The 1,088-nt window shown below is 45.3% G+C and carries 2 protein-coding genes; one reads left to right on the top strand and one right to left on the bottom strand.

Annotation, left to right across the window (positions count from 1 at the left end):
* Positions 1 to 184, top strand: a 184-nt coding sequence (locus tag R7Z78_RS24715) for a hypothetical protein (RefSeq protein WP_169643755.1), incomplete at its 5' end; no start/stop codon positions are given.
* A 68-nt stretch (positions 185 to 252) separates the two neighbouring features.
* On the opposite strand, the gene R7Z78_RS24710 is transcribed toward R7Z78_RS24715, so the two are convergent.
* Positions 253 to 1,088 (bottom strand): response regulator (locus R7Z78_RS24710; protein WP_169643753.1); only part of this gene is annotated, 836 nt, incomplete at its 5' end.

Raw genomic sequence — 1,088 nt, 5'->3', positions numbered from 1 at the left:
CCGAGACAACATTGCCGCTCTGGAGCAACAAATTTACGTTGCTTGTTCAGAGGGAGACTACGAGACAGTCAACATGCTTGAACATCAACTCGAATACTTGCGTGGCAAAGTGGAACATCCATTAGATGATGACCCTTATGCCTTAGACACTCGATTCGAGTGGGAAGATGACATGACCAAATAGAAAAAACCTCCGGCATTTACCGGAGGTTTTTGTTTTTAGGTTTGGGCTTAGGTTTAAAACGCAGAGCTTTATTCTGCCATCAGCTCATCAAGTGCATTAACTGACGCAGCAACTTGCTCGTCCAATAAACCTTGCTGAGTGTTGTATGTATCTAACGGTTCAGCAGCAATCTCGATACTTTGGCAAGTGTTCATTAACGCAGTAAGACCTAAACTCCCCGCACTGCCTTTTAGTTTATGAGCGAGATTTTTCACTGCTAGGCTGTCATTTTTTTCTGCTGACTCAACCAACTGTCCAAGTACATCCGCACTGGTATTTCTGAACAAGTCGATGATATGCAGCATTTTTTCTCTGCCTAAAATCTTCATGTCGGACTGGATCACGCTTGGATTAATGATGACCATTTCTGGTTCCTCTCGTTGTTGGTGGTCTTGTTCGACCTGATTTTCAATAGTTAGATTGGTATCGCTCGTTTCGTTCAGAGGTAAGCATTCTCCACTTTGCGGAAGCAGTAGTTGTTTGCCATCCAGAACATCCTGAATCAACGTAGCAAGGGCTTCTTTCTCAACCGGTTTTGGCAAGTAACCATCAAAACCCGCTGCCAAGTAGCGTTCCACTTCTTCCGCAAAAACATGAGCAGACACCGCAATCATAGGTGTCGGTGACAGCGCTTTGTCACCTGGCTTGTTACGTTCGATGCGTTTTAAGCGTTGAATCAAATCCGTGCCGTCGCAATCAGGTAAATTGATGTCAACAAGCGCGATGTCAAAATCTTGTTTATCAATGATTCGTTCAGCTTGCAGGCCATCTTCCGCCATCACAACTTGGTGCCCCATGCTCTGGAGGAAACCTTCCGCCACCACGCGGTTTACTTCATTGTCTTCGACCAACAGCACTTTCGCTT

The organism is Vibrio sp. 1167, from assembly GCF_033340375.1.
GTDB classification, from domain to species: Bacteria; Pseudomonadota; Gammaproteobacteria; order Enterobacterales; family Vibrionaceae; genus Vibrio; species Vibrio alginolyticus.
This window is presented reverse-complemented; position numbering and strand designations above follow the sequence as displayed.